Origin of the sequence: Vibrio sp. B1-2 (assembly GCF_963888445.1) — a bacterium.
Lineage (GTDB): Bacteria > Pseudomonadota > Gammaproteobacteria > Enterobacterales > Vibrionaceae > Vibrio > Vibrio anguillarum.
This window is the reverse complement of the sequence record NZ_CAWPJH010000022.1, coordinates 196,166-217,548: the sequence shown is the minus strand read 5'-3', so window position 1 is coordinate 217,548 and position 21,383 is coordinate 196,166. Positions and strand designations below refer to the sequence as shown.

Here is a 21,383-nt window from a genome sequence, read left to right as displayed (position 1 = left end):
ATCCATTTATCCATCTTTCTGCACATGATAGCAGCATCAAAGGAGAATGATATAGGCTGTTATGTTGATGTTTTGGCCTGCATATCTGCAGTTTAGATGAGGATAATGTGAGTAATGGCTTGTCGCATATCGATCTGGTCAGTATCCTGCTTGCAACAATTAGAAGAAGAAGTAAATAACAATGATTAACCAACCTGACGTTGCCGCCATTAAAAACCAATGGCTATTTGACCAAGTGAATGTCGAATTTCCAACAGAGGAGAGCTTACAAGGTCGAGATCTCTACCAAAAAGCGGTTGTTCAACGCAGTTCTCGCCCTTTTATTGAGCTCACTGAGGAGCCTAACCTATCGTTGCTTGAAGAGGTTTATTTGGTTGATTTTCATCGGATGACAATATGGTTTGCTCTGTTGCAAGCAAGCTTATGGAGCGATAAAAACGATCAATCAAAAGTTATCGAATTCTTTACCCAAATCATTTATTCAGCACCTTGCGAGCTTTACTTAGGTTTTCAAAACGGGGAGCCTGTGGCTGCTGGTATCGTCACCTCCACTTCACATGAGATACTCATCTCCGACATCGTTACTCTGGATAAAAATGCATTTGGAGGTGAAGATGTATTCACGCGGTTGTTGCTCGCAAAATGGCGTGCTAATCATGAGTGCAATGGTAATGTTTTTATAGAACAGTAGCTTGTCCTGATGGAATTGGTACTATAGCGCCTGGTTTGGTATTAATTTTAGCCTGCACGGAGAGCTATGTATGAATAAACAGCAAATAACATATTGGCTTAGTTGGACTGCTATGGTCTGTTATGCGCTGTTTTTGTCGTTTCCTGCTAAGTCAACTCGCTGGGAGCCTAAAAATATTCTTGTGCTGCATTCATACGAATCATCTTATCAATGGACATATGAATTTCAAAAGGGCATTGATGCTGTAGTTAAGAGCAGCAAAACACCGATTAAGCTCTCCATTGAATACCTTGATACAAAAAGAATTTATAGCCAAGAGTATCTTGAGGAGGCCAAAAAATACCTCCACGTTAAATATCGTGATTATCCATTCGATGCGGTTATTATTACCGATGACAATGCGTTAAAGTTCACTAAAGGGCTCTCAAGCCTATTTAAACCAGATACGCCTATGGTTGCGGTTGGCATCAACGACAAAAGTGCCACACTCGATGACATGACTAAGTACAATAAAATTATTTATGAATCTGAAGCTATCATAGAAAACTTCCATTTAATCAAATCATTACGGCCAAAACTCAAGAAAATCTATTATTTATCAGATCAAAGTCATACTTCGCAATTGATCCGAAAAAAAGTCGATGAAGTGCTGGCTACGGATCTTTTAAAAGGTATCGAGTTTATCGATATTAACTCCATCACTTTGGCTGAAGCAGAAAAGGTGCTATTCCAGATTTCCCCTGATGATGCGGTACTGCTATCGCACTTTAATACAGAGACAAATCAAGGTGTTTACCATACTTATCAAGAGATTTCCTACCGCCTAGCACAAGCTAGCGCTGCCCCCATTTTTGTACTGTGGGAGTTTTATATTCGTGATGGTATTGTTGGAGGGTATGTTAACCGTTCTGAGCAACTGGGAAATGATATCTTGATGGCGTTAAACCAATTTGTATCATTAGATTTAGCCTCCGCAGTTGACATGCAAATCAGCAGTACAAGAGCGGTTTTTGATTACCAAGCCATGCAGCGACATCAGATTGACATGAAAGCCTTGCCACAGGATGTGTTGGTTCTTAATCGTCCTCTCTCTTATTTTGAACAGCATTGGAAAGTGTTACTCGCGGCTAGCTTTATTATTCTCTGTTTGCTGGTTGTGATTGTTATGCAAGGGGTGACCCTCAGACAAAAAAGAGAGCTTGGCGTCAAAAACCGTAAAATAGTGGTATTGCAAGAGCGTACATTAGCCGTACAGCGGGAAATGATTCATTTACTCGGAGAAGCAATAGAAACGCGCTCTGGTGAAACGGGTAATCATGTTAAGCGGGTAGCAAGGCTCTCTGCGCTGTTGGCTCGCTTGTGCGGGTTAACGCAGCGCGAGGTAGAAATGATCGAGATCATCAGCCCAATGCATGATGTGGGAAAAATTGCGATTCCAGAGTCGATTTTGGATAAGCCTGGAAAATTAGCACCAGATGAGTGGGAAATCATGCAGACTCACACTACCGCTGGTTATAACATCCTCAATACAAGCGAAGGTGATATAACTAAATTAGCTGCGATTGTCGCGCATGAACACCATGAGCGTTGGGATGGTAAAGGTTATCCTAATCAGAAAAAAGGCACAGACATTCATATATTTGCTCGCATTACTGCGATAGCGGATGTGTTCGATGCTTTGCTAAGTGAGCGTTGTTATAAAGAAGCGTGGCCGCTTGAGAATGTAGTAAGTTTATTTGAACGTGAATGCGGTTTTCAGTTTGACCCTACTTTAGTCAATTTATTGCTTAATCATTTGGATGATTTTATCCAAATCCGTAATTTGTATCCCGATACGACAAGCTATTACAGAGCCGGCTAAATACGCCCCATTAAGTATCAAAGAGTGATGTGGCTATAAGTTATGCATATCAACTCTTATCTTCGTTTCATTCTGTTAACTCAATCATTTTATACATTCATCCAGCGGTTAAAATTAAGCATTGGATGAAGGAAGTGTTTATGACTGAGAAAAAAATAAAATGTATTATTTTCGACTGTGAAGGTACTTTAGTTGATAGTGAGCGTTTGTGCTGCGAAGCGCTAGTCAATGTATTGAACCAACTAGGAGCCCACCTTACTTTTGCACAAGTGAGTAACCATTTTGAAGGTGGGAAGATTGCGGACATATTGTTTCAGGCGCTTGAACATACGAATATTAACGCCGATCTTGATCTTTTAGAGAACCTTTATCGGGACAAAGTTAATGAGCTCTTCCAGCAATATCTTTCACCCATGGATGGTGCGATAGAACTACTTGAGTATTTACGCCAGCAGGGTATTGAATACTGTGTCACCTCTAATGCACCTAAAGAAAAAATATCATCAATATTACAACGGAGCGGTTTGCTCCCTTTGTTTGAAGGACGCATTTTTTCAGCCTTTGATGCGAATAGCTGGAAGCCTGAACCTGATTTGATTCGTTATTGTGCAATGAATATGGGATTTCTTTTGCAAGAATGTATTTATGTGGATGATTCAGCAAAAGGGGTTGAAGCGGGTATCAATGCAGAGGTACCAACCGTTCAGCTAGCACCTCTTAACCCACAGGGTTTTTCTCAAGCGCCTAATGTCGTTGTTATCGACACATTACTCGAGCTTAAACCATGGCTCAATGCACATTGTTGGCCAAGCAATGAATGTGTTTATGACTGATTAGCGCTGTGTGTACACCAATCATTTGCTGGACGCTTTGTAAGTGGTCGGTTTTAAAACCACATTGTGCGCAGATAAACTTTTCATTGTTTGTGGAAATAAAGTATTCGTCATGTTGACAAAGTGGACAGCAGTCTATTTTTTCAAGTGTTTTATTTATATTTTTCATAATCAATTCTCAGCAGCAAAAAGGGAGAGTCATGTTCTCCGTACTCACAGAATAAACACTAATCAAAACTTGCTCTCGGTAATATTTACCTTAGTTCCAAAAATTAGAGGCATTTCATACTTCACTGTAAGGAATGTTTGATTTTGGCCTAAACCATAATAGGCAAAGTGCCGTCATTGCCCCAAGGGTATCGCATAACATGTCTTTTTGTGCGTCCCAAATGTCGCCTTGTGAACCCAGAAAAGCGATTCCCTCATCACCACCCGCGATTGAGGCATACCACCATTCAATAATTTCGTAACCTGCTGCGATACTCATGATAGAGAAAAGCCCGAACAATGAGGCAATTAGCGGTTTACAGAGCTGCTTTCTAATTAAATATTCAGCGATAGGGTAGGCATAAAAGCCAATTGAGAAATGAGCGACGCGATCAAAATTATTACGAGATGATCCGATCAGTTCGTTGAACCAAGCAAACGGAACATCTGCAAATGTATATTTAGCCCCAATGGTATGCAAACTAAGCCACACAAACATCAGAATATAAGCCGTTGAGCTAAAGCGTAGTTTTGTTGAAGCCCAATAGACGAGTGCTAAGATTCCTAGCGCAGGGATGATTTCTGCTAACCAGACAGCACGAGAAACCGGCGCGATCGCTGAAAATAGAAAGAGTACACCGTAGATCGCCGTCAAAAATAAAAGCGTGCGTGAGAAGTTGAGAGACATGTTTTTTCCTATCACAAAATACCGATGGATAGTGCCACTATTTTGCACGATGTTCAATTTTGTTGAATTCTGTATCTTATAGACGTAGAAATTTGTGTTTGAGATGTGCGTATCTACCTTCGTTTTGTGATTGATTTTCGCATCGTCTTAGCAAAGAGATCAGCAAGGTGGAGAAGATCATGCAACAACTCGATCTTTCTCTTTTTATGTATTGATAGATAGTGCGTGTGATAAACGGACTCTAGTTCAAAAAGCCAAGATAATATGCGGTAAGAAACTCGACAAAAAAGCGATATTGGATTTGAATGAAGAGAGAACCTTAATATGAACGTCGAGACTATGTCCCAAAGTAGGCCCGAAAGTATGTCTGAAAGCTTAGAACTTACCGCTCAGTTTCAATCTTACATGGAAAATCCGCTGCTTTGGCCAATGTTGGAGGTGTTGCGTAAACAGCCTTCCGGTTGGAAAGTCCATACGTTAGCGGCACATTTAAGTGAACAGGGATTCATGCCTGTACTTGATAGCGCACCTGAAAAAGACCTCTTTAAGCGTAATTTTTTGATCATGAACGCGCTCTATCAGCTTCAAGAGACGCTTTACCCTGAAAAGTGGTTACAAGTATCAGCAATGGACATTGTACTAATGCCTGCGCATCGTGCCGTTAGTTGCGAAATCGACCCAGATGATCCATTGCGTGATTATTACACTCAGTGGAAAAATTATGAGGCTGATGAAGGAGAAGTGCGCCGCTTGTTGAATGAATTCTGGACTCGTTACCGTAAAGCAATGGGTGGAACGAGTAACCTTAATATGAATCGTCTTCAAGCATTGAGGCTGTTTAAATTACCAGCGGAAGCGACGCAAATTGAAATCCGGAAAACATGGCGCAAGTTGGCACTAAAGTGGCATCCAGATAGAGACAATGGCAATGCTGAAACGTTTAGAGTGTTATGTGAAGCATGGAATATTTTGCGGCAAAATAGTTAAAGCCCAAACCTTAAACTCTAGACAAGATATTTGTCGAATAAGGTCAACTGGCACTGTAAGGCATACCTAAGCTAACTACCTGTAATGTACTGAAGCAATAAGGTACTGAAGTAAAAAAGAAGCGATCTCTCGCTTCTTTTTGCTTTTGTTGTAGGGGAGTTAATCTTTACTGGTGGTTTTTAAATTGCGACTTGCGCATACGGTTCAACGCCGCCATCACATCGATGACACGTGGTTTCGCCAAATCACCATGGTTTGGCATATTTTGGTGCCATGTTCCTGCTAATAAAGCCATCATCTCTTTGCTTGGTTGCGCTGACCACCCCGGAGTCTGCGCAAACTGGAACCAAGTCCAGCCAATCGCATTGACTTCAGAAGGTGACTCCAATTGTTCTAACGCATTTAAATCGGTAAATTCTTTGCCAAAGCGAAGCGAATCAAGGCCTTTGGCAGAGACTCGGAATTTACCATCAACCAGTAATTTTTGCAGCGCAGTGCGATTCACAGCGCGTTCTGGGAAAATAGCCAGTGGCGTTTCACATTCGTTGTGACGAGCAGTTGGGTGCTGTTTGATGACTTCTTTAGCTTTGTTAGTCACATCAACAGCGTGGTAGTCATGCATCTGGATGACAGTATCGGCGACATCCAAGTAATCACCGGATCCCCCCATGACGATCAGTGTTGAGATATCCAAATCATCGCGAAGTTGCCCGATACGATCAACCAATGGTGTAATGGGCTCATCACCTTTACTAACCAGCGCTTGCATACGCTCATCACGGATCATGAAGTTGGTGGCGGAAGTATCTTCATCAATTAGTAATGTACTAGCGCCAGATTCAATGGATTCTTGTAACCACGCTGCTTGCGATGTTGAACCGGACGCATCTTGAGTGCTGAAATCGGAGGTTTCTTTACCCATAGGTAGGTGATTGATGTAGTTGGACAAATTTAAATTATGTACGCAACGGCCATCTTCAGCGCGAATTTTCATTGCTTGATGATCCGTAACAATTCGCTCGCGGCCATCGCCGGGAATATGGTTGTAAATTGAACGCTCAATCGCCGTTAACAAAGTCGATTTACCGTGAAAACCACCGCCGACGATAAGGGTTATACCTTTGGGGATGCCGAGTCCTTTAATTTTGCCTTGGTTTGGTGTCTCAAGCTCAACTTCTAACGATGTGGGGGCTTGGAAAGTAACGGCGTCTTTCATCGGCAGATCACAGTTACCTGCCAAGCGAGGTAATACGCTGCCATTGGCCACAAAAGCAACCAGATTGTGCTGTGCCAGTTGTGCACGCATTGCTTCTTGATCTTCGATCACCGCGCAATGCTCAAGTAGGGCATCTTTATCCAGTTCACGTTCAATGGTGGCCCTGCGAATGAATTTTGGCAGGTAGAAGGTGATGATGTTGAGCGCTTTCTTGGCCAGAATGTCACGACCTTCAGCGGGTAAATTGATGCGAAAACGAAGCTCAATACCATGCTCCGTAAAGAGAACAGCTGTACTATCAAGCACCGTTTGGCCCGTCAATGCGATGGCAATATGGTTCTCTTGCTTAGCAAACTCCGCAAAACTACGAGCGATAAAATCTCTTGCGGCCATTTGATAAGCGGGTGATTTCTCTTTTAACCATTCCAGACCGGTCAGAGACCATGCTCGAGTAGCGCGAAAGCGAGATGCAGAAGCGTAAGGGTCCGCTTGGATATGATCGATATGTAAGGTGAAATCACCAAATTCGTATTGACCTTTGATCTGCTGATAGGCGCGGTAGTTCTGTTTTTCTAGCTTTTTGAGAATTGATGTTAATAAATCCATCTCGATATCGCTCGTTTGGAAAGGAAAGGCGGCGATTATAGGAACCGCCACACTGAGAGTAAAGACATGATAAGGGATTCCTTTATCCTACAAAACCTTTGTCTCGGCAGGGTGTGCATAATTTTGGTTCAGTAGCCCAGCCTCAAACTCGTCACAAGGCATCGGTTTACCATAGAAATAGCCTTGGCCAAACTCACACCCTTCACTGATGATAAAGTCTTCTTGGCTTTGATTTTCAATCCCTTCGAGGATCACTTTCAGCTTTAATTTTTTGGCAACGTGAATGATTGAGCGAACAATTTCTTTATCTTCCTCACTTTGATCCAATTGATGTACAAAGCTTTTATCTATTTTTATGCAATCGAAGGGAAATTTTTTCAAATAGCTGAAAGAGGCGTAGCCCGTGCCGAAATCATCAAGTGACAACGTCACACCTAATTGGTGTAGAATTCGCAGTGTGTTGCGAGCCACCACTTCATCCGCAATCAAACAGCTTTCTGTTACTTCCAACTCTAAGTACCGAGCTGGAAGTTGGTAGGTGTTCAGTAGCTCACGAACTTGGTCTGCGAATTGGGCATTCTTTAATTGGACGGCTGAAACGTTAATGGCCATTTTGAAATTATCGACCTGTTTTGCCCATTGGCTCGTTTTTTCGATGGCCGATCGCAGGACAAAGTTACCCACTTCAAAAATCAGTCCATTTTGTTCGGCCATGTGAATTAAGGTTTCATTGGATATATCGCCCAATACGGGATGGCGCCAACGTAGTAGCGCTTCTGCCCCCGTCCAGCGATGAGTGGTTGGAGAGACCTTAGGTTGAAAATAGAGCATGAGCTCATCGTTGCGCACTGCTCGTAATAAGTAGCTTTCTAATTGGTTGATTTGCCGGAGTGAGTCACTGAATACTTGCGAGTGATAGCAAAACTTATGACCGGAATCTTTGCAAGAGACCATGGCAGCAGAAGCTTGTTTGAGCAGTTCTATAGCATTGTCAGTGTCTAAACTCGTTGCAATACCAATATAGGAATGAAGATGAACATTATGGTCATCGAGCTTAAATTCAGAATGACCGATTTCGACCAATTTATGGCACAACTTTTCCAAGTGACGCGCTAATAGTTTTGTTTTGACGATCAAGACTAAATCTGTCGATGTGGGTCGAGCGGTCAATATTTCAATTTTATCGCAGCGGCCTAGTCGCTCACGATATCGAGCGATGACTTGATCCCATGCTCGGTAGCCAAAGTGAGATTGAATATGACGAGCATTAGTGAAACCAATATGAATGGCGGCAACTTCGCTGTGCTGCTTTGTTGCTTGTAAAAGGCTATTTTTGAGCTCCAGTTCAAGTGCGTTGCGATTTAAAAAACCTGTGCTGATGTCATGCCACTTTTGATATTGAATCTGTTGTTCTGCGGCGCGGCGTTTATCGATTTCTTGCGTGAGCGAGTAGTTGAGATCAGCAAGATCTTGTGTTCGGTTATCGACGCGAAGCTGAAGCTCATCATTGAGCTGCTGAAGTCTTACTTGTTGGTATAAGGTGGTGAGCTGGGATTCAATGGTATCGCGAAAACTTTCCAGTAACTGCCGATAGGTGGGGCTAAAATGGTTCTCCTTGCTATCGAGTACGCAAATGGTGCCAAACATATCACCATTCGGCCACTTTAATGGGATGCCACAATAGGCAATCATGCCCAGTGGTACATCTGGATTATGCATCCATTTTTTATCGGCTAAAGCATTCGGGACCAATAGTTCCTGCTGTGTTTGCATCACAGTTTCACAGTACAGACCTTGTCCTAAGGGTTCTTTATGTCTGGTTTGATAGGGGTTGTCGACGTTGGTATTTTTACAGAATATTTCGAGTTTTTGCTGGCTAGCACGCATGATTAATGCGCTCGGAACGTTTAAAATTTCAGCGAGTAAATTCACAATGCGCTGCCATCCATCCATCATTGAAGAGGGGATGAGCATCTCATGTGTCTTTATTTTCGACATATTATCAAATTCCTTTGGACGACAAAGCTTAAAAAAGCCGAGCATTCATTGCTCTAGACTGACGATGACAAGATCCGCTCCTATGACCATAGTATGGTATTAAGAATAAGAACGCGCCGCCAATGTAACAAAAAAAAGCCCCAATAAAATATTGGGGCATTGAGATAGTTAGCTGTGTCTCGTAAATGATACGGAAGGAGTTAATCGGCTTGCTTGATATAATGGTCGATATTAATTTCTTGAGCATAATCAACACAATCAAAGTCGAAGCCATTGAGCTGCATGAATTCTCGCTTAAAGCCCTTGTAATCACCTAGTTGCTTAAAGTTGTACTGATCCATTTTCTCCAGTAAATCGGCCACTTTTTGCTGAGTATCTGGGTTGAGCTCCCAATCATCCATACGGATCAGTCGTTCGCCATCAACGGGTACTTTGCCTTTGCTAGAGAGTTTTTCGCTAAACAGACGCTGCATCTGCTCGATACATCCTTCGTGCGTCTCTTTTTCTTTCATCACCTTATACAATGCGACAATGTAAGGGCTTAAATTGGGAATGAACACGCTCGCCTTCGTGACTAAAGCTTTACAAACAGTCGCATAAGCCCCGCCGCCATAGTTAGACAATTTTAGGTTGAGAGAGTGGCTGGTTTGGTGCAAATCAATTTTGGCGCGTCCAAGTGTACCGTCAAGATAAATGGGGTGAGTAATCTGAGGGCCGATGTATGAAAAAGCAATGGTTTTACACCCTTGTGCAATCGATTCAGTGTTGATCAGCGTATCTATCCAGTTTTCCCAATCCTCGCCACCCATCACTTTCAGTGTACTTTCGATCTCTTCGTCATTTGCAGGGGCAATGGTGGTTTCTACCCACGTATCGTTTTCTAGTAATATCGTCGCACCAGAAACGGCCTCACCAATCGGTTTGATGGCGGAGCGCCAATACTGATCTGAATTGGGTTTTGGTCTCATGCCGCTGGCGATACTGTAAATGACTAAATCGACTTCCCCTTCAAAATAGGTCTCTATCGCTTCAATCACTTGCTCGCGTACTGATGGTGAAAAAACATCCCCATCGATATTGACGGCGACTCGACCCGCTTGCTCGGCCTGTTGTTTAAAAAAGAGATTGTTGTACCAACCAGCACTACCAACCCCTTTTTCTGATGGCGTTTTTTCAAAGGAAACGCCAATCGTATCGGCTTCTGAACCACCAAAGGTTAGGGCAATGCGGGCGGCGAGCCCAAAGCCTGAAGATGCGCCTAAAATGAGAACTCGTTTTGGCCCGTGAGTGATCGGTCTGCAAGATTTTACGTAATTAATCTGTTGTAACACAGCTTGTTCGCATCCGAGTGGATGAGCAGAGCGAGCGACCACACCTTTGATCATAGGTTCAATGTGCATAGTTTGTACCTTTGCGGTTAGGGGAATGGTCTAAAAAATATCGTAAAACTAGGTAAAGTTCATTGAGCTGAGGCATTAAAATCAGAGATGCTCTGCTAAATGTTGCGCAACAAAATTGGCGATCCACGGCTGAGCGTCGACCGTCGGATGTAAGCCATCGGCCATCATCCACTCGGGTTTAATGATCACTTGCTCTAAGAAAAAGGGCAGTAACGGCACAGTATGTTGGAGGCTAAGCTCAGAATAGAGGCTATAAAAGGCATCGCTGTAGCGTTTGCCATAATTTGGTGGAATGCGGATCTGCATCAAAAGAGGTGTTGAGCCTGATTTTTTTATTTGGCCAATGATGGCGGTTAAATTGCTGCTGATCAATTGAGGTGGAAAGCCACGCAATCCGTCGTTCGCACCAAGCTCAATAAGCACTGCATCAGGGGTATGCAGGGTGAGTAGTGACGGTAAGCGGGCTAGGCCATTGCCCGTTGTATCGCCAGAAATACTGGCATTAATGACATCAATGTCTGATTTACCTTCAGCTTGTAACGCATTAGGTAGCAAGCTAGGCCAAGCTTTTTCAATCGGCATTTGGTAACCGGCGCTTAAACTATCACCCAATATCAAGAGTGTGGTACTACTAGCGCTAGCTGAGAATAATAAAATACAAATCAAGGAAAGAAGTCGAGTCATGCAAACATCCGTTATTAGAGCACATTCATTATCTAAAACAGTCTCTACCAATCAAGAGCATTTAACAATCCTAAAAGAGGTAAACCTAGAGATCAAAAGTGGTGAAAGCGTGGCGATAGTCGGAACGTCTGGTGCGGGGAAATCAACCCTGATGACGCTGTTGGCTGGGCTTGATACGCCGACACGCGGAGAGGTAGAGCTATTGGGTCAGCCATTGTCTCAACTGGACGATGAAGGACGTGCGGCGATCCGCAGTCAATCGGTTGGCTTTGTGTTTCAAAGCTTTTTGCTGATCCCAAGCTTGTCTGCGTTAGAGAACGTGACGCTACCTTGTTTGTTAAAAGGCGAAAAAGAGGATGTGGATCGTGCTAAATCCTTGTTGACGGCCGTTGGTTTATCGCATCGAATGCATCACTCTCCTGCACAACTTTCAGGGGGCGAGCAGCAACGAGTCGCGCTAGCAAGAGCCTTTATGATCAATCCGAAAGTGCTGTTTGCCGATGAGCCTACTGGCAACCTTGATCAAGAAACCGCGGCAAAAGTGGTTTCATTATTGTTTGAATTAAATAAGCAGCACGGAACGACCTTAGTGCTGGTTACCCATGATCCCGCTCTTGCGGCTCAATGTGATCGTATTTTCCACATGCAAGCTGGTATGTTGGAGGAGCGGTAATGAGCGAGATGTCGAGCCGTTCACTCAATAAACGATTAATTCGCTGGAGCTTAGGTGAAATCCGCCACGGACAGTTGTGGCCTATTTCAGTGGCGCTAACCTTGATCATTGCTTGTATTTTTGCGCTGACTGCCTTAGCTGAGCGTATGGAGCAAGTGATTGTTAAACAAGGTAAAGACGCACTCACTGCCGATAGTGTGTTTGTTTCCGCAAACCCACCCCCAGCGTCATTGCTCGATCAGATCGAGCGCTTGCAACTGCCGTCTTCACAACTTACGCGTTACGCGACAATGGCATTCAGTGAGCGCGGTATGCAGTTAGTCACTGTCAAAGCAGTGGATAGTGCTTATCCGCTACGCGGTGAAATGCGTCTTTCTGATGATGTGACGACATTTCAGCACCTTGCGCCGAATCAACTGTGGTTAGATGAACGAGTGTTTGCGCAATTAGACGTTCAAATTGGTGATCAGGTCACGCTGGGCGATGCCGACTTTACGGTATCGGGACGCATCCTTGAGGAGCCGGGACTCAGCTTTAATCCGTTTCAACAGATGCCCGCGGTGTTGATCCACCAAGACGATGTGGCTCGTACTGGTGCACTTCAATTGGGGAGCCGAGTGCAATTTAGCGTGTTCATTAATGGTGATGATGGACAGATTGAAGCAGTAAAACAGCCCGTTACTTTAACGCCTAGCGATCGTTGGCGCGACCGAAATAGCGCCAGCCGAACGAATGAGGTTTTTGAACGCACAGAGCAATATTTGTCGTTAACCGTAGCGATTGTGATCATCATGGCGGCAACCACATTAGTCCTGACTTGTCAGCACTATGTTTCTACGCGGCAAAAAACCATCGCCATGTTAAAAAGCCTTGGAGCGAGCAAACGTTGGATCCGCCAATGGTTGTTCGTACAAGTGGTGATTTTGTTTGTTTCTGCTGCGGTGCTTGGGGTATTGATCGGCATTGGCCTAGAGTCTTTATTACGCGTGCCGCTGGTGGATTTATTGCCTACGCCTTTACCGAGTTATGGCGCTAAACCCGCTTTTATTGCGTTGATGGCGAGTGTATTGATCGCTTTTCCTGCACTCGGCATTCCTTTACTGCATTTGCTAGATACCAGTGCGCTCAATGTCATGCAAACAGAGCGAGCGAAACCGAATCATCGCCGTAATGGGCTGCTCATCTTGATTCCGTTAGTGCCGATGCTGTGGGTTTATTGGAATAACCTCTTAGTGTGGATCGTGTTGGCTGGGATAGTGACGCTTTTTGCAGTGCTTGCTGTGGTCAGTGTTTTGGTGGCTCGTAGTTTAGGACGTCTTCCGCTCTCTACCGCGCTTAAATTAGCGCTCAGCCGAATCAATCGTTCGGCAATCACGACCGGAGTCCAGTTTGGCGCGTTAGGATTATCGTTAATATTATTGGCGATCATCTGGTTAGTGCGTACCGATTTACTCTCTGATTGGCAGCGAACCTTACCCAGCGATGCTCACAACGCATTTGCACTCAACATTTCACCAACTGAAGTTAATGATTACCTTAACACGTTAGACAGCGCCAGCATTGTGCGTTCGCAAGCCTATCCGATCATCCGAGGACGTTTATCGACTATTAATGGCATAGAGGCCAAGCAACAAGCTCAAGGTGAAGAGGGGAGTGATGCGTTGAGTCGAGAGCTCAATTTCACTTGGGGAGAATCGCTACCCAGCAATAACCAACTGACGGCAGGAACGTGGACAGAGCAAGGTGGCGTTTCGGTTGAATCCGACGTTGCTCGTGATTTGGGGCTGAAACTGGGTGATAGTTTGGGGTTTGTGATCAATAGCCAAACCGTGGAAGCGAAAGTAAATTCCATTCGCCAAGTCGAGTGGCGAGAAATGAAGCCTAACTTCTATTTCATTTTTACCCCAGACCTATTGCAGGAGATCCCTGCCACGTGGCTGGTGAGTTTCAGAGCGCAAGATCAAGATAACGCCTTGCTTGCCACCCTTGCTCGCACTTACCCTACGGTCAGTTTGATGGATATCCGGGCAATGGGCGATAAGATTCAAACTTTGCTGACGCAAATTATCTGGTCAGTGACAGTGCTGGCTGCAATGGGTGTGATTGCTGGTATTTTGCTGATTTTTACTCTGTTGCGTTTAAGTTTAAGCCAGAGGCAACAAGAAATTCGCTTATACCGCACTTTAGGGGCCAGCAAGCGCCGCGTCGAGCAGACTATTTGGGCTGAATACGGTTTGATGGCGCTCATTGCCGGAGTTGTCGCAAGCCTTGGCTCTGACGCGGTGGTGGCCAGCGTCATGAAGTTCGGTTTTGAACTAGAACCTATGGCGCATTACAGCATGTGGTTGGTGCTACCCTTGGCGACGTTTTGCACATTATCGCTGGTCGTGAGTAGTTTAATTAAGCGGCTGTTAACCCCTATAAATAAAGAGTTTAACTAGCGGTATCCATAATCCCAGACGGAGTTATCCACAAAAACAGTGGATAAAGTTTGGGATAACTCGACGGCTTGATAACGGCCTATTTGCGCTTAGCCCCGTAGTTACCTTGGGTTGCGCAGTTTTGTTATTCACAAGGTTGAAAAAACGTCGTTTTGGCTTTATTGAGTCAAGCAATTTTTTAAGTTATTTGTCGATTATGCGTATTGCTTGTTAGTCGTAAAACAGATAAGACCACGTGAAAAATGTGATTTTAATAACGCTTTACAAGCTTTAGAATGCATCCGGGTTTTCCAGAGTACTCGTATCTTATGTCATATAAAAAGTTCAATACAGATTCTCCATGTGTCGCAATTATTGGTGGGGGTGTGGCTGGTGCCACTGCCGCCGTTCATATGGGAGAACTGGGGCTCAATGTGCTGCTTTTGGAAAAAAGCGCTGGTCTCGTTAATGGGCCGCCGATTTGCCATCTGCACGCGGGCGGTAACCTCTATCGTGAAATTTCGCAGCAGCAGTGTCTTGAGTTACTTAAGCAGTCGATTGAAACCGTCAGGCTCTACCCCCACACGCTGAATAAGCGACCTACTGTGATTGCTGTTCCGCATAGTGATGGCGGTGAGTCGCAAGCCTTATTACCAAGGCTAGAGCTTATTCAGCGCAGCTATCAACAATTGGTTGATGAAGACCCACGTAATCAGCAGCTTGGTCAACCCCAAGAGTATTTCAAACTCTACAGCCGTGAAGCACTGCAGGTATTAGCAACTCAGCAACAGAGTGATCAACCGACATCATTCGATGATTGGGTGATCCCTTTTGCTCAACATGCAGATTTAAATCAGTTGAAGTACCCAGTCATTGCGGTGCAAGAATACGGTTGGAGTGTTTTTCGGCTGGCGGCCAGTGCTGAGCTTGCGTTAGCGGCGATGCCTCATTGCCAAGTTTTAACGCACGCTCAATTAATCAAATCTGATTTTATTGATGAGCAATGGCAGCTCGTTTATCTGGATGCTCAAAAGCATGAACACGTTATTCATGCCGATTATTTAGTCAATGCATGTGGTTATGAAACGGGAATAGTCGATGATTTGGCTAAGGCTCCGCGTCAACGCTTGGTGGAATTTAAAGCGGCTTACGTTACCCGTTGGGCAGAATGCGACCAGCAATGGCCAGAAGTGATTTTTCACGGGCCAAGAGGCACCCCACAAGGAATGGCTCAGCTAACACCGTATGCTGATGGTCTATTTCAGTTGCATGGTATGACCGAGGGAATCACGTTATTTAAAGATGGGTTAGTGGCCTCGCAAGCTGGATCATCACAGCCCGTATTGCCTGATTATCTCGAACGCAAAATTAAGAACGGTTGGCAACAGGACGCACTGCAAGAGCGCAGTGAACGAGCCATACACCACATGAGTCAGTTCATCCCACAGTATATTCAAGCACAAGTAGCTGGTAAGCCACTGTTTGGTGCGCAGCAAATTCCCGGCCAAGATGCCACATTACGAGCCGCTGATGTTACGTTTGAAGCTCATAATTATGCGCGAATCGAAGTGGTCAAAGGTTCATCCGCGTTGGAAGCGGCAACTAAAATTGTTCAGCATTGGCAGTTAGTGAACGATGAAGACTTGCTACAATCGATAGAAGCTCGTCACCCCATCAGCATGAGTTTGGCTCTTGAGCTGGTGGAAGAGAAAGCTATCGCGTTAGCTAAGGCACGCGCTTATCCTGAAGCATTGGCAAAAATTGTCGGTATGGTTTGATTGGTGACACCTTGCGGTTTTCTAAAGGAGCAAGGTGATAGTCGTTAGTAGCCGAAATAACGCGCCCATTGGCACCAAACCTCTTGCAGGCCTTGTATATCACCTTTGACAAAACGTATTTTCTGCCCCGGTTTTGCTTGTGCCAAACGGGGCAGATCAATGCGAGCCACACACCCTAATTTAGGGTAACCGCCGATGGTTTGGCGATCGTTGAGTAAAATGATCGGTTGGCCATCTGGCGGGATTTGAATCGCCCCCAAAGCAATTCCTTCCGATAAAATAGGTGTCGCGGGTGGGGTAACCGTATCGCCATTAAGACGATAGCCCATGCGATCGGCATGCTGACTGACAGTGAAGCTGGTTTGATAAAAGCGATCGAGTTGCTGCGATGAAAATTGCAGGGCTTGGTAGCCTTCAATGACGCGTAATTTAAGTGGCAGATTATAATCAGGCTTATAACGAAAAGTAATGTGTACGGGTTTGTTATCGATAGCGTGGGGATTAAAGTGCAGTGAATCGCCCGCTTGCAGTGGTACACCGTTTTGCGTTAACCCACCAAGCTGTTCTTTGGGTACGGTGGCAACACTACCTAAATGATGAGGCACAATGAACCCTCCGCGCACGGCCAAATAAGCTCTTAAGCCATTTTTGGCTAGGCCAAATTTCAGTGTTTGCCCGGCTTGCGCGCTAAAGCTTCGCCAATTACCAATAACTTTGCCATCTAACGTGGCCGATAAATCACCACCTGCAATTGCCAGCATACATGGATGTTTAACATGAAATTCCGCCTGACCAAGCGTGATTTCAAGCGTTGCTAAATTGACTCGGTTACCCAGTAAATGGTTGGCCCAACTGTAGGCGTAATCATCGACTGGTCCTGATTGAGTAACACCGATATGACTGAGACCAAAGCGGCCAAAATCTTGAATTAAGCTCAGTTGACCGGGTTTTATCACCTGTAGTAGGGGGCTCATGAATGGTGCTCCCACTGCGAGGCTAATTGAGGTATTTCACCTCCTAATGATAAAAATTCCTCGCGAGTCATCGCTGTAAACTTCACTTTAGTTCCAATCGAAAAAGGCGTCATTGGTGTTTGATGAGGAGAAAAGAGCGCATGGGGGCAATTGGCGATGATATTCCATCCCCCGGGAGAGTTGTTCGGATAGACGGCCGTTTGCTGTTCTGCAATCGCGACGCTGCCTTTGGCCACACTAAGGCGTGGGGTGGCATGGCGCGGTAAGCGTAATTGTTCATCTACTTCAGCCATAAAGGCAAAGCCTGGTGCAAAACCGACGGCACAAACGGTGTAGACCGTTTGAGTGTGTAGCGCGATAACTTGTTGCGTGGATAAACCAAGCGCATGGTAGCGCTTCAAATCTGGGCCGACACTTTCATCGTAGTAAGCGCCAAGCTCAACCAAATTGTGGATGGCTTCCACAGCTAAAGATAAGGCCGCGATCGCTGTGATCAATTGCTGCTCTAGCTCCCTTTGAGTTATACGATAAGGAAGGTAATCGATCAAAATGGTAGTGTAAGAGGGAGTGACATTCATCAGGTAAGCAGAAAACTGCACCATGATCTGTTGCGCAACTTGTCCGATATCGAGTGACAGATCGGCCGATGGCGGGTGAGCAAAACGCAATAAGAGGCTGCATTCCGCAACGGGTTCAATGCTGTAGTTCAATGTCACTTAACACTCCTTGTGATGACGTTGTAGCCGCTAGGAGATACACGTGTAATGGTTCAACGCTCTCGTAGACAAATTCGGATTTTCTCTATCAGTTCAATCGCTGCCGGATTATCGCCATGCACGCAAATCGTATCGGCTTCGATAGGGATCACAAAGCCATCCGAACTGGTCACTTTTCCGTAATCAACCAGTTGTTTAATTTGATTGATGATCGCCTCTTCATTAGTCAGCACTGCATTGGCTTGGCCTCTTGGAGTGAGCATACCATTAGCGAGATAAGTCCGGTCGGCAAAGGCTTCAAACAGCAATGGCACGTCATAAATATCGGCGATATCAAGGTAATCTTGGTTATTGCCTGAAGCTAAGATCATCAAGGGCACATTGAAGCAAGAAACTGCATCGACCACTGCGCGAAAGACAGATTTGTCACGCATCATATCGTTATATAAAGCCCCATGAGGTTTGACGTAGCTTATCTCGGCATTTTTGCTCTCACATAATGCCTTGAGTGCACCAATCTGGTAAATCAGTAACTCGCAGATCTCTTCTTCGCTAAAACTCATTGAACGGCGACCAAAACCTTGCAAATCGGGGTAACCCGGGTGAGCGCCAATCATTACATCAAATTGAATCGCCAGCTCAATCGTTCGGCTCATCACGTGTGGGTCAGAGGCATGAAAGCCACACGCAATATTGGCCATGTCAATCCAAGGCATCACCAACTCATCAGCACCCATTTGCCATGCACCGAAGCTCTCGCCCATGTCACAATTGAGAGTGATTGTTCTTTTTGTCACAGGTTGCATCATCCTTGAGTGTCCATGTTGAGTAACTTGCCGTAATCAAAGGCAATATACAGTGATCCGATTCATTGTTTGGCGATAAGTATGGGCCGAAAGATAGCGAATTGGCCTGATAGACAAACATTAAAGCAGATTGATTTATAAGTGAAGTTTAGGTTGAAAGTCGTTAAACTTGCACAACCAATGTCAGAAGGTAAAAACAATGAAAGTATTAGTGACAGGCGGGATGGGGTATATCGGCAGCCATACCTGCATTCAAATGATCCACGCCGGTATGACACCCGTAATTTTTGACAACTTATACAATAGTAAAGCATCGGTTTTAGAGCGCATCGAAAAAGTGTCCGGTGTGAAGCCGCTGTTCGTCCATGGTGATGTACGCAACCAAGCACAACTGGTTGAAGTGATGAAAGCGCAAAATATTCAAGCGGTGATCCATTTCGCAGGCTTAAAAGCAGTCGGTGAGTCAGTAGAAAAACCATTGGAATATTACGATAACAATGTGAATGGCACATTGGTACTGGTGGCGGCCATGCGTGAAGCTGGCGTGAAGGCACTTGTTTTTAGTTCATCTGCAACCGTATACGGTGACCCAGCCTCAGTGCCTATTACCGAAGATTTCCCAACCAGTGCGACCAACCCTTATGGGCGTAGTAAGTTAATGGTTGAAGAGTGCTTGGCCGATTTCCATAAAGCCAACCCAGATTGGAGCATTACACTGCTGCGCTATTTTAACCCTGTAGGTTCACATCCATCAGGCGAGTTAGGTGAAGATCCACAAGGTATTCCGAACAACCTAATGCCTTTTGTCTCGCAAGTGGCTGTGGGTCGAAGAGCATTTCTCTCTGTTTTTGGCAGTGATTACTCCACTAAAGACGGCACAGGGGTTCGCGATTATATTCACGTAATGGACCTAGCCGATGGTCATATTGCTGCGCTGGAAAAAGTAGGCCAACAAGCAGGCTTGCACATTTATAACCTAGGCACAGGAAATGGCTACAGTGTACTAGAGATGGTGAAAGCGTTTGAACAAGCGTCAGGTAAAAGCGTGCCGTACCAATTGGTCGAACGCCGCGCTGGTGATATTGCGGAGTGTTGGGCAGATCCAAGCAAAGCGATGGCGGATCTAGGTTGGAAAGCGACTCGCAGCCTAGAAGCGATGACACAAGATACGTGGCGTTGGCAGTCAAATAATCCACAAGGTTATCCTGAGTCTTAAGCTCTTGCTTCAACTTCTCTGCGATGAATGAAATAAATAGCCAGTCAAATGACTGGCTATTTTGATCTGACTTGATTATTCAAGCAATCCAATGATCAGTTAGTCCGATAACGGCTTAAAATTTCACCAAGGTTGCGCGAAGCGTTTGCAAGGCTAGCGACACCTTGCGATGAGGTTTGCGCAACACTGCGAATCGCATTGGATTGTGTACGAATATCGCTCAGCTCAGCAGCAATATCATTAGCAACGGCGCTTTGCTCCTCGGCTGAAGTTGAAATTTGAATACTCATGTCATTGATCATTTTTGCTGATTCAGCAATTTGATTGACGTTATTGCCGATGTTAGCGACTAAATCACTACTGGTTTGAGCTTGACTAACCGTTTGCTCAGTAATGCGTGCGATATCTTGACTTTCGGTTTGCAGCTTCTCAATCATGGATTGAATTTCAACAGTAGCCGCTTGCGTGCGGCTAGCTAAGGTGCGAACTTCATCAGCTACCACGGCAAAACCGCGCCCTTGTTCACCAGCACGTGCCGCTTCTATTGCAGCGTTCAGTGCCAATAAGTTCGTCTGTTGCGAAATGGCATTGATGGTGGTGATCACATCGTTAATCTGCGCCGTATTTTCATTCAATGTTGAAACCGAATGAGAGGCTTGTTCAATGAATTTTGACAACTGGGAAATTTCATTAATCGCTTGCTGAACTAGCTGTGAGCTCTCTTCCGCTTGTTTTGAATCTTGCTCGGCTTGCTGATTGGCTTGTTGGGAAATGGTCGACACTTCTTGCGCCGAGGCCGTCATCTCTTCCATGGCCGTGGCGACGGAATCCAAGGAAGCGTATTGGCTACTGATTTGTTGCTCGCTCTCTTTCATCTCATGGGCAAAAGAGCTGGATGTTTCACCGAGAGTGGTGGCGTTTTGTTTTACTGAAACTACCAGTTCGGTCAGGGTGTCCATGGCGTTATCGAGCGCGCAGCCAATGGTGCCAAACTCATCTCGACCGGGGTGAAAACCTAATCGTGAAGTTAAATCACCTTTTGAAATTTTCAAGGTTGTTGTGTACAGCACCCACAATGCACCGCCAATAAAAGTAGCGACCCAATAGAGGAAAATAGCAAAAGGGATTGCCCACAAATAGCTCAACAGAAAAGTCGAGAGTGCCGATCGCTGAGCGTCTTTTTCAAGATAAGAGAGATTCTCTGTCAGTGCGTAAACTTTGCCATCGCTGTGTTTTGCTGTGGCGGTAATCACCCCTTTTTGATAACTAGTTGCGGCTAAAGAATGGCGAGTTTCAACCGCTGAAAGGGTTTGTGGATCTGCGCCGCTGGCAAGCAGACCTTGCAGTTTGTACTCAACGGCCAACTTCGATTGCGCTTCTATCTGGGCCAGTGAATCAACATAGCGATTTCCTGCGACAAAGCTTAAAGCGGTGAGGAATAAAGCGAAGATCACCCACATCTTGTCATTAATTGACATTTTAATGAACACGCGGTCAATCGTCCTGAACTGAACTTCTTTCATTGCTGCTCCGATATGCAAAAAAGTAATAGTAAATTTTATAAATATACTAAGGCTAAATGTGTGTGTTCGTGCAGAATTTTATGAAATGAATGTTGACTTAAATGTC

At 44.9% G+C, this 21,383-nt stretch carries 18 protein-coding genes; 8 read left to right on the top strand and 10 right to left on the bottom strand.

What is annotated here, in order from left to right; translation table 11 throughout:
* Window positions 1-181 precede the first annotated feature (181 nt).
* The 3 genes from AACQ75_RS09250 to AACQ75_RS09240 all read left to right on the top strand — a co-directional run bounded on the left by AACQ75_RS09250 (window position 182) and on the right by AACQ75_RS09240 (window position 3,385).
* Window positions 182-691, top strand: coding sequence for a hypothetical protein (locus AACQ75_RS09250; RefSeq protein WP_013867962.1), 510 nt, complete (start codon window positions 182-184; stop codon window positions 689-691).
* 70 nt (window positions 692-761) lie between these two features.
* The gene (locus AACQ75_RS09245) at window positions 762-2,552 is read left to right on the top strand and encodes an HD domain-containing phosphohydrolase (protein ID WP_170888534.1); all 1,791 of its coding nucleotides are present in this window, start codon (window positions 762-764) and stop codon (window positions 2,550-2,552) included.
* A gap of 140 nt (window positions 2,553-2,692) precedes the next feature.
* Window positions 2,693-3,385 carry an HAD family hydrolase gene (locus tag AACQ75_RS09240; protein ID WP_029189709.1) on the top strand — a complete coding sequence of 231 codons (693 nt, stop codon included), beginning with the start codon at window positions 2,693-2,695 and terminating at the stop codon, window positions 3,383-3,385.
* Here AACQ75_RS09240 and AACQ75_RS09235 read toward each other — a convergent pair.
* The gene (locus AACQ75_RS09235) at window positions 3,342-3,554 is read right to left on the bottom strand and encodes a hypothetical protein (protein WP_010318303.1); all 213 of its coding nucleotides are present in this window, start codon (window positions 3,552-3,554) and stop codon (window positions 3,342-3,344) included. The genes AACQ75_RS09240 and AACQ75_RS09235 overlap by 44 nt on opposite strands.
* Before the next feature lie 114 nt (window positions 3,555-3,668).
* Window positions 3,669-4,337 carry a DUF2238 domain-containing protein gene (locus tag AACQ75_RS09230; RefSeq protein ID WP_064626276.1) on the bottom strand — a complete coding sequence of 223 codons (669 nt, stop codon included), beginning with the start codon at window positions 4,335-4,337 and terminating at the stop codon, window positions 3,669-3,671.
* A gap of 267 nt (window positions 4,338-4,604) precedes the next feature.
* Here AACQ75_RS09230 and AACQ75_RS09225 point away from each other — a divergent pair, with 267 nt between their 5' ends.
* A complete protein-coding gene (locus AACQ75_RS09225; protein WP_017048307.1) occupies window positions 4,605-5,267 on the top strand; it encodes a DNA-J related domain-containing protein in 663 nt (220 codons plus the stop codon).
* A 166-nt stretch (window positions 5,268-5,433) separates the two neighbouring features.
* On the opposite strand, the gene AACQ75_RS09220 is transcribed toward AACQ75_RS09225, so the two are convergent.
* The 4 genes from AACQ75_RS09220 to tesA form a co-directional block, all read right to left on the bottom strand.
* A complete protein-coding gene (locus AACQ75_RS09220; RefSeq protein ID WP_170888533.1) occupies window positions 5,434-7,089 on the bottom strand; it encodes an ABC-ATPase domain-containing protein in 1,656 nt (551 codons plus the stop codon).
* Between the two features lie 87 nt (window positions 7,090-7,176).
* A complete protein-coding gene (locus AACQ75_RS09215) occupies window positions 7,177-9,087 on the bottom strand; it encodes a sensor domain-containing phosphodiesterase (protein ID WP_170888532.1) in 1,911 nt (636 codons plus the stop codon).
* 200 nt (window positions 9,088-9,287) lie between these two features.
* Entirely contained in the window at window positions 9,288-10,487 is a 1,200-nt protein-coding gene (fabV, locus tag AACQ75_RS09210) for an enoyl-ACP reductase FabV (protein ID WP_170888531.1), read from the bottom strand.
* Between the two features lie 81 nt (window positions 10,488-10,568).
* Window positions 10,569-11,171: a multifunctional acyl-CoA thioesterase I/protease I/lysophospholipase L1 gene (gene tesA / locus AACQ75_RS09205; RefSeq protein ID WP_170888530.1), complete on the bottom strand. Its 603-nt coding sequence runs from the start codon at window positions 11,169-11,171 to the stop codon at window positions 10,569-10,571.
* On the opposite strand from tesA, the gene AACQ75_RS09200 reads away from it, so the two are divergent.
* The 3 genes from AACQ75_RS09200 (at window position 11,170) to AACQ75_RS09190 (ending at window position 16,042) form a co-directional block, all read left to right on the top strand.
* Window positions 11,170-11,844, top strand: coding sequence for an ABC transporter ATP-binding protein (locus AACQ75_RS09200; RefSeq protein ID WP_013867953.1), 675 nt, complete (start codon window positions 11,170-11,172; stop codon window positions 11,842-11,844). The two genes, tesA and AACQ75_RS09200, sit on opposite strands and share 2 nt — an antisense overlap.
* Window positions 11,844-14,285 carry an ABC transporter permease gene (locus AACQ75_RS09195; protein WP_170888529.1) on the top strand — a complete coding sequence of 814 codons (2,442 nt, stop codon included), beginning with the start codon at window positions 11,844-11,846 and terminating at the stop codon, window positions 14,283-14,285. Before AACQ75_RS09200 ends, AACQ75_RS09195 begins: the two co-directional genes overlap by 1 nt.
* Window positions 14,286-14,560: 275 nt before the next feature.
* On the top strand, window positions 14,561-16,042 hold the full coding sequence (locus AACQ75_RS09190) for an FAD-dependent oxidoreductase (protein ID WP_445285782.1): 1,482 nt from the start codon (window positions 14,561-14,563) through the stop codon (window positions 16,040-16,042).
* A 44-nt stretch (window positions 16,043-16,086) separates the two neighbouring features.
* On the opposite strand, the gene AACQ75_RS09185 is transcribed toward AACQ75_RS09190, so the two are convergent.
* The 3 genes from AACQ75_RS09185 to AACQ75_RS09175 are packed head-to-tail and all read right to left on the bottom strand — an operon-like array spanning window position 16,087 to window position 18,529.
* Window positions 16,087-17,016, bottom strand: coding sequence for a 5-oxoprolinase subunit C family protein (locus AACQ75_RS09185; protein ID WP_170888527.1), 930 nt, complete (start codon window positions 17,014-17,016; stop codon window positions 16,087-16,089).
* Window positions 17,013-17,732, bottom strand: coding sequence for a carboxyltransferase domain-containing protein (locus tag AACQ75_RS09180; protein ID WP_170888526.1), 720 nt, complete (start codon window positions 17,730-17,732; stop codon window positions 17,013-17,015). The genes AACQ75_RS09185 and AACQ75_RS09180 overlap by 4 nt, the downstream gene beginning before the upstream one ends.
* A 53-nt stretch (window positions 17,733-17,785) precedes the next feature.
* Window positions 17,786-18,529 (bottom strand): 5-oxoprolinase subunit PxpA, encoded by a 744-nt coding sequence (locus AACQ75_RS09175; protein ID WP_026027410.1) that lies wholly within the window; start codon window positions 18,527-18,529, stop codon window positions 17,786-17,788.
* A gap of 208 nt (window positions 18,530-18,737) precedes the next feature.
* Here AACQ75_RS09175 and galE point away from each other — a divergent pair, with 208 nt between their 5' ends.
* The gene (galE, locus tag AACQ75_RS09170) at window positions 18,738-19,754 is read left to right on the top strand and encodes a UDP-glucose 4-epimerase GalE (RefSeq protein ID WP_026029077.1); all 1,017 of its coding nucleotides are present in this window, start codon (window positions 18,738-18,740) and stop codon (window positions 19,752-19,754) included.
* Between the two features lie 95 nt (window positions 19,755-19,849).
* On the opposite strand, the gene AACQ75_RS09165 is transcribed toward galE, so the two are convergent.
* Window positions 19,850-21,277, bottom strand: a complete 1,428-nt coding sequence (locus tag AACQ75_RS09165; protein WP_026029078.1) for a methyl-accepting chemotaxis protein — start codon at window positions 21,275-21,277, stop codon at window positions 19,850-19,852.
* Window positions 21,278-21,383: the final 106 nt, after the last annotated feature.